This is a genomic window from Halomonas sp. SpR1 (genome assembly GCF_031010175.1).
Lineage (GTDB): Bacteria > Pseudomonadota > Gammaproteobacteria > Pseudomonadales > Halomonadaceae > Vreelandella.
Genome location: NZ_JAUAMB010000046.1, coordinates 25,857 through 33,803, shown reverse-complemented (window position 1 = coordinate 33,803; position 7,947 = coordinate 25,857). Strand labels below are relative to the sequence as shown.

Annotated in this window: 7 protein-coding genes; 2 read left to right on the top strand and 5 right to left on the bottom strand. The window is 57.2% G+C overall.

Going from position 1 to position 7,947, the window contains the following annotated elements:
* Window positions 1-148: 148 nt before the first annotated feature.
* The 4 genes from QT231_RS21830 to glcD all read right to left on the bottom strand — a co-directional run bounded on the left by QT231_RS21830 (window position 149) and on the right by glcD (window position 4,557).
* A complete protein-coding gene (locus tag QT231_RS21830; RefSeq protein WP_308338900.1) occupies window positions 149-553 on the bottom strand; it encodes a heme-binding protein in 405 nt (134 codons plus the stop codon).
* A gap of 78 nt (window positions 554-631) precedes the next feature.
* Complete coding sequence (gene glcF / locus QT231_RS21825) at window positions 632-1,864, bottom strand: glycolate oxidase subunit GlcF (RefSeq protein WP_308338899.1); 1,233 nt, start codon at window positions 1,862-1,864, stop codon at window positions 632-634.
* A gap of 14 nt (window positions 1,865-1,878) precedes the next feature.
* A complete protein-coding gene (gene glcE / locus QT231_RS21820; protein WP_308338898.1) occupies window positions 1,879-2,973 on the bottom strand; it encodes a glycolate oxidase subunit GlcE in 1,095 nt (364 codons plus the stop codon).
* Window positions 2,974-3,057: 84 nt separating this feature from the next.
* Window positions 3,058-4,557: a glycolate oxidase subunit GlcD gene (gene glcD / locus QT231_RS21815; protein WP_308338897.1), complete on the bottom strand. Its 1,500-nt coding sequence runs from the start codon at window positions 4,555-4,557 to the stop codon at window positions 3,058-3,060.
* 253 nt (window positions 4,558-4,810) lie between these two features.
* Between glcD and glcC the strand changes: the two genes are divergently transcribed.
* A complete protein-coding gene (gene glcC, locus QT231_RS21810; RefSeq protein WP_308338896.1) occupies window positions 4,811-5,590 on the top strand; it encodes a transcriptional regulator GlcC in 780 nt (259 codons plus the stop codon).
* Between the two features lie 47 nt (window positions 5,591-5,637).
* A complete protein-coding gene (locus tag QT231_RS21805; RefSeq protein WP_308338895.1) occupies window positions 5,638-6,162 on the top strand; it encodes a gamma carbonic anhydrase family protein in 525 nt (174 codons plus the stop codon).
* A 78-nt stretch (window positions 6,163-6,240) separates the two neighbouring features.
* Here QT231_RS21805 and QT231_RS21800 read toward each other — a convergent pair whose 3' ends face one another.
* Window positions 6,241-7,932, bottom strand: a complete 1,692-nt coding sequence (locus QT231_RS21800) for an L-lactate permease (RefSeq protein ID WP_308338894.1) — start codon at window positions 7,930-7,932, stop codon at window positions 6,241-6,243.
* Window positions 7,933-7,947: the final 15 nt, after the last annotated feature.

Genomic DNA, 7,947 nt, shown 5'->3' with positions numbered 1-7,947 from the left:
GGGACTGATCTCGATACTGGACGCGGTAAGATGGCTCAAGCGTTCTTCATGAACCGCCGTGGTACGGAACCGTATGCCCGGTGGTGTGAGAGGACAGGGGAGGCGACTCCCCTTCCTACTCGATTGTCTGCGCCTTAATTTGCCGCTTTTAGCCGGTAATAGCGGCAACACCTGCTTTGGCAACCTGCACATCCTGATCGGGTTTTACGCCGGAAATGCCCACGGCACCTACTACATGGCCGTCAACTGTAATGGGTACACCGCCGGAAAGCAGTCCTTGCAGCGGTGCAGTGACAAATGCAGTACGGCCGCCATTAATCATTTCTTCAAATACCTGGGTCTCTTTACGGCCTAGCGCTGCACTGCGCGCTTTATGCGTAGCGACTTCGGCACTGAAAGGCGCAGCGCCATCCAAACGGCGCAGCGCCAACAGATGGCCGCCGTCGTCGGTCACCGCGATGGTTACCGGCCAGTTATTGCTGTCGGCCTCTTTCTGCGCGGCATCCAGAACATTTGTTACATCGGCTTGGGCGAGAATGGCTTTTGTTTGCATGTTTAAATCCTTGTTAAGGGAGGGAGTGAAATGGCCGCGCTGTTAAAAGTCAGCGTGGACTGGCGTTAAGTTTAAATACTAAGTGAGCGCTGCATCGACGATCTCTACCCAGTGGCGTACCGGCGTGCGATTGGCGCCTGCCAAGTGGGTCTGGCAGCCGATATTCGCCGTTACGATCACTTCGGGGTCACCGGCCTCCAATGCATTGAGCTTATTGTCGCGCAGTTGGGTGGCCAGTTCAGGCTGCGTGATCGAGTAGGTACCCGCCGAGCCACAGCAGAGATGCGCATCCTGTACCGGGGTTAGCGCAAAGCCAAGTTTGCTCAGTACACCTTCAACCGCGCCGTTAAGTTTCTGGGCGTGCTGCAGTGTACAGGGGCAGTGAAATGCCAGCCGTTGTGACGCTGTGACATTCAATGTGTCCAGCGGCTCATCGCGCAAAATCTCGACAATATCCTTGGCCAGGGTGCTTACCTTGCGCGCCTTAATGGCGTAGTCAGGATCATCTTTGAGCATGTCGCCATACTCTTTGACGAAAGCGCCGCAGCCGCTGGCGGTTTGAACAATGGCTTCGGTGCCTTGTTCAATATATGGCCACCAGGCATCAATGTTGGCGCGCATGCGCGCACGCCCATCTTCCTGGGCGTTGAGGTGAAAATCAACGGCGCCGCAGCAGCCCGCTTCAGTCACCGGCGTGACGCTAATGCCGAGGCGGTCAAGAATCCGCGCGGTGGCGGCATTGGTATTGGGTGACAGCCCTGGCTGTACACAGCCTTCCAGCATTAACACTTTTCGGGTGTGCCGGTTGGCATCAGGGCGTGCGCCTGCATCGATTGGGTCTGCAGGCATTTTACTGCGCAGCTTGCCGGGCACTAGTGGCTTAAAGGTTTGCCCCAGCTTAAGCAGCGCCTGAAAGCGCTTGGGGTCGACCAGCATCTTGCGCAGTGCATAGCGCTGGGCCCGTTCGGCCGCCGGGCGGGGGACGCGGCGCTCAATTTCGGCGCGGCCAATGTTCAGCAGCTTGTGGTACTCCACGCCCGAAGGGCAGGTGGTTTCGCAGTTAAGGCAAGTCAGGCAGCGATCTAGATGCAGGCGCGTTTCGTCGGTGACCTGATCGTCATCGTCGCGGCTCTCCAGCAGCTCTTTCATTAAATAGATACGCCCACGGGGGCCATCGCGCTCATCGCCTAATAGCTGATAAGTTGGGCAGGTGGCGTTACAAAAACCGCAGTGAACGCAGGTGCGCAGAATACGCTCCGCTTCTTGAATATGCGGTTTCTGAAGGTCGGCATCGGTAAATTGCGTCTGCATGTCAGCTCTCCTGATTAAAACGCCGCATAAAGACGACCGGGGTTAAAGATTCCGTGGGCATCCAGTTCGGCCTTCAGGTTGCGATGATATTTTTCCACTACTGCATTGAGCGGTGTGAACGGCTCGGCGGCGCCGCCTTGGGCGTGGGGTGTATAACAGGTGGCATGACCACCCACGGCAGCGCAGGCGGCGCGGAGAGTGTCGGCATCTAGCGTGGTTTTAACCCAGCGCTGGCTGCCTGCCCAGTCGTAGAAGATGTCTGTTTCAGGAATATCCAGCGCCAGCGATGCAGTGTTGGGCGGTAGCGACAACCGCCAAAGCGCCTGGCTCTCGTTACAGGCGAAGAACGCGTGGTTATGGTCGCGCAGCTCGCGCCAGAAGCTGGCATCAAGCGGCTCACCACCAAGGCTTGCCTGGGTCGCGGTGACAGAGCTTTTGCCGCCCTCCAGGCGCAAAAACAGTTCGCCGTGATGCCAGGCAGCGGCGGTAATCGGTAGCGGTTTACGGCCCAGTTCGGCGAGCTTGTTAAGCGCTTCATCGAGCCCGAGGGATAAGCGCAGGCTATGGGTAGCGGTGGGAATAGGCAGCACTTTAAAGGAGATATCGGTCAATACGCCGAGTGTGCCCTGGGCGCCTGCCATCAGGCGCGACAGATCGTAACCGGCGACATTTTTCATCACTTCGCCGCCAAAGCGCAGCAGCTTGCCCTCTTGGGTGATGATGCGCGTGCCCAGCACAAAGTCACGGGCGGCCCCTGCCCAGGGGCGGCGTGGGCCGGAGAGTCCGGTGGCGACGGCGCCGCCAATGGTAGACGCTTCACCAAACATGGGCGGCTCAAAGCCCAGCATTTGGTGTTTCTCCGCCAGTACTTCCTGCAGTTCGCTGAGCCGCGTGCCCGCGCGTACGGTCACCACCAGTTCCACCGGATCGTAGCTCACAATGCCGCTATGCTCGGCCATTTGCAGCGCCTGGCCCTCCACCGGTCGGCCATAAAAGGCGCGGGTATCGCCGCCTACAATGCGTAGTGGCGTACGCGTATCATAGGCGCTGCGCACCTGTTCACATAGGGCGTCAGCGATATCGCGGTCGGCAATCGCTCGTTCGGTCATGGTCTTTCCCACTATTGGTCTTTTCCATTATTCGTTTTGGCTAATTATTATCTTGGCCGGCTTTTTACTTAACTTGGCTCGGAACTAGAAGCGCGGCAGCTCTGGGTGCGGTAGCTCGTTGTTATGCACATGCATCGCGCCAAACTCGGCGCAGCGCGCCAGGGTTGGTATATTTTTACCGGGATTGAGCAGTCGCAGTGGATCAAAGGCGGCTTTTAAAGCATGAAAAACGCTGATTTCATCCGCCTGGAACTGGCTGCACATCTGGTTGATCTTTTCGCGCCCAACGCCATGCTCACCGGTGATCGAGCCGCCCGCGGCCACGCAGAGCTCCAGAATCTTGCCGCCCACCTCTTCGGCAAGCGCCAACTGACCCTCTTTATTGGCATCAAACAGGATCAGCGGGTGCATATTGCCATCGCCGGCGTGGAACACATTCGCCACCGCCAAGCCGCTCTCCTCGGAAAGCGCGGCAATGCCTTTAAGAACGCGGGGGAGTTCGCGGCGAGGGATAGTGCCATCCATGCAGTAGTAGTCCGGTGACATTCGGCCCACTGCGGGGAAAGCATTTTTACGCCCGGCCCAGAACTTGGCGCGCTCGGCTTCGTCGCGGGCCTGCTGAATATTGGTGGCCCCGGCGGCTTCCAGTACCCGGCGCACGGTAGCGCAGTCGTCGTCCACGTCGGCTTCAACGCCATCCAACTCGCAGAGCAGGATCGCTTCGGCTTCCACTGGGTAGCCTGCCTTGATGAAATCTTCGGCGGCTTTGATGGCGAGTTTATCCATCATCTCCAGGCCGCCGGGAATAATCCCTGCTGCAATGATATCGCCGACTGCGCGACCGGCTTTCTCAATGTCGTCGAAGCTTGCCATCAGTACCTTGGCGGTTTCCGGCTTGGGCAGCAGCTTGACGGTAATTTCGGTGACCACGCCGAGCATCCCCTCCGAGCCATTCATCAAGGCCAGCAGGTCAAAGCCAGGTGCATCAAAAGATTCAGCGCCCAGCGTCATTGCCTCGCCCTCAATGGTGAGCACATCAACGCGCATTACGTTATGCACCGTTAGGCCATATTTTAAGCAGTGCACGCCGCCAGCGTTCTCGGCCACGTTACCGCCGATGGAGCAGGCAATTTGTGACGAAGGATCCGGTGCGTAGTAAAGCCCATAAGGGGCGGCGGCTTCGGAAATCGCCAGATTGCGTACACCGGGTTGCACCCGCGCGAGACGGGCATCGGGGTCGACTTTGAGGATTTTATTGAAGCGCGACATGACCAGCAGCACGCCCTGTTCCAGCGGCAGCGCACCGCCGGAAAGCCCGGTGCCCGCGCCGCGGGTGACCACTGGCACGCTAAGCGCATGGCAGCGCTTGAGCAGCGCTTGAACCTGGGTAAAGGTTTCCGGCAGCGCTACCAGCATCGGCAATACGCGGTAGGCCGCCAGCCCATCGCACTCGAAGGGGCGCAGGTCTTCTTCGCGATGCAGCAGCGTCATGTCGGGAACGGCTTGCTGCAGATCGGTTAAAACCTCGCTTTTATCGCGCTGAACCAGCTTGCCGTCCAGGCGCTCATCAAAGAGGATATTCATTACGACATCCCATGCTTATTATCATTAAAGGTAAATGCTGACACGGTCTATGTGCCTATTTTGCACGCAACATACTTCAAAACGCGTTGTTTAAAACATGGCCCAATTTGGGCCTTTTTTGTTCTTCTGTCCAGGTCGTGGTGCATTGGTCAGACCAGTAATTAGTCGACCCTGGCATATACCAGCGAAACAGAGATGTCTTCTCTTGCGAGTAGTGGCAAGCTGGTAAAACAGTATAGCGAGAGTGACCGTCATGCCTGTTGAGAATCAAGCGCTGACACCCGGACAGCGAATGCCTGAACACGTGGCCACCCGGCTTGAGCGGCTGATCCTTGATGGTGTTTTTCGCCCTGGCCAGCTACTTCCTTCTGAGCGGCGGCTATGCGATCGGCTGGGCGTCTCCCGCGCTTCGCTGCGCGAGGGGCTGAGAATTTTGCGCAGCAAGGGAATTATCGATACCCGCCAGGGGCACGGCTCGACGGTTGCCACGCTTTTGCCGGTGGGTACCCAGAGCCCATTAATGCATCTATTTAAAGACCATCCGCGTACGCTGTTTGATCTGTTAGAGGTACGCGCCCTGCTGGAAGGGGAGTCGGCCCGGTTAGCTGCGAGCCGTGGCACCTCCGCCGACCGGGTGCTGATTACTCGGCGCTATCGCGAAATGGCCGACTACGCGGAAAGCGCAGTGACTATTGATGTGGAGCGTTTGGCAAGACTGGATCACGCCTTTCATCTGGCGGTTTCCCAGGCATCCCACAACCCGGTGTTGGTGCATACGCTGCAGAGCCTTACCGATTTACTGCTGAGCTCGGTATTTGCCTCGGTCAAACATCTTTATCACTTGCCAGCACCCAGGGCGATGATCAACCAGCAGCATGAGAAGTTGCATGAGGCAGTCGTCAACGGCGAGACGGAGCAGGCCGAACAGGTGGCGCTGGAGCACCTCACCAGTATTACCCAGCTGCTGCGGGATTTGGAGGAGGAGCACGAGCGGCTAGAGCGTTCCTCCATGCGACTTGAAGAGTGGCGATAGTTCAATCATTAATACTGTAAGTACCAACACCAACCCAGGAGATTAATGTGGCCATTTACCAATACGGCGAGCATCGGCCTGATATTCAGGAAGACGTATATGTTGCGGAAACGGCGGATGTTATCGGCCAGGTAACGTTAAAAGCGCGCTCAAGCGTCTGGTATCAGGCCGTGCTGCGCGGTGATACAGATCATCTTGAAGTGGGCGAAGAGAGCAATATTCAGGATGGCGCCGTGCTTCACGCTGACCCCGGTTTTCCGCTCAAAGTTGGCAAAGGCGTGACGGTAGGGCATCAGGCCATGCTGCATGGCTGTACCGTTGGCGATGGTTGCTTAATCGGTATACAGGCCGTCGTGCTCAATGGCGCGGTGATTGGGGAGAATAGCCTGGTCGGTGCTGGTGCTTTTATTAAAGAGGGTGCGGTGTTTCCGCCCAACTCGTTAATTGTAGGCTCACCTGCCAGGGTCGTCAGGGAGCTTTCAGAGGATGCGGTGGCGGGTATGAAGAAGAATGCCCAGGGCTACGTGGAGCGCGGCAAGCGCCACAGCCAAGAGCTAAAACGCATTGGCTAGGGGGGGTAAACAGAAAACCCCCAGGCCTAGGCCTGGGGGTTGTGTTTCTAGCATAGCGTTTACGACCACATCTTCACATCACATCAATGGATCCGTAACGCCAATCACGTAGAACGCAACCAGCGCGATGATACCGGTAAAGATGAGGTAGTAGAGGGTGGGTAGAATCGTCTTACGGATCGTTGCACCTTCACGGCCCAGCAATCCAACCGTGGCGGATGCGGCAACCACGTTATGGATGGCGATCATATTACCTGCCGCTGCGCCGACTGCCTGCAGCGCTACCATCATGGCCGTGGAAAGCCCCAGGGTCTCAGCAACGCTGAACTGGAACTCCGCCAACATCAGGTTAGATACCGTGTTGGAGCCTGCAATGAAGGCGCCCATCGCCCCAACCGCGGGGGCAAAGAAGGGATAAATGCCGCCGACGCTATCGGCCACGGCCTGGGCCATCATCACCGGCATCGAGACAAGATCCGCACCGTTAACGCCGGAGTTGATCAAGATGCGCACCATCGGCACGGTAAAGATCAACACGAAGCCAGCGCCAAAGATCGTTTTGGTCGATTCAGACACCGCGGCACTGATTTTTTGCGGGTTCATGCGGTGCAAGAAGTAGGTAACGATGACCACGGCAATAATAATGCCGCCCGGCAGATAGAGCGGCTGAACGCCCCCGCTTACGCCCGCTTCGCCGAGGATGTTATTCCAGCTGAGATTGATCGAGGTCAGCGCGACACGCAGGGGCTCAATAGTCCGTGAAGCTACCAGGAACAGCGCGAGCAATACGTAAGGAACCCAGCCTTTAAAGGTCGACATCGGGGCTCTGCCCACCACGTCTTCAAGCTTGATTTGCAGGTTACCGATCCACTCGTCTGGCCAAGAAGAGGACTCAGGAAAGTCCCAGGTATCTTTAGGTAGCAGGAAGCCACGTTTTGCAGCCGGTACGACAATCGCCAAGCCCACCATGGCACCGATCATTGAAGGGAACTCAGGGCCCAGCAGCACGCCTACCAGCATATAAGGTACTACGAAGCAGACACCGGTAAAGATAGCAAAGGGGGTGATCGACAGCCCCTCTTTCCAGGAGCGGTTGGCACCAAAGAAGCGCACCATCACAGTCACCAGAATCAGCGGCATTAAAATACCCACGATACCGTGAGTGATCGCCACTTCGCTGGTGACTAGCTGGAAGAAGACATCCCAGCTAGAGCCTACCGAGTCGAGCTCGGCGCTAATACCTGCGCGATCCAGACCACTGCCCACGCCGACCACAATGGGCGTGCCCACTGCGCCAAACGAGACAGGCGTTGATTGAATCATCATACCCACAACCACCGCTGCAAGCGCAGGGAAGCCAAGCGCCACCATCAAGGGTGCGGCAACCGCGGCTGGCGTACCGAAGCCTGACGCTCCTTCGATAAAGCAGCCAAACAACCAGGCAACAATCAACGCCTGAACGCGACGGTCAGGGCTAATGCCTGAAAAACCGTTGCGAATAGCGGTAATACCACCGGAGTGCTTAAGGGTGTTAAGCAGCAGGATGGCGCCAAAGATGATCCATAATAGTCCAGCGGTCTGGATCAAGCCCTGAATAGTCGACGCCGCTACGCGACTAAACGACATATCCCAAGCGGTTAAGCCAATAATAGCGGCGGTCAGGAAGACAATCGGCATCGCTATCTTGGCCGGTATTTTAAACCCGATGAGTAAAATACCGGCCAGCAACAGCGGCAAAAAAGCCAGAAGTGCAAGTATCGTTTCGTTCATGGAAGGAACTGCCCC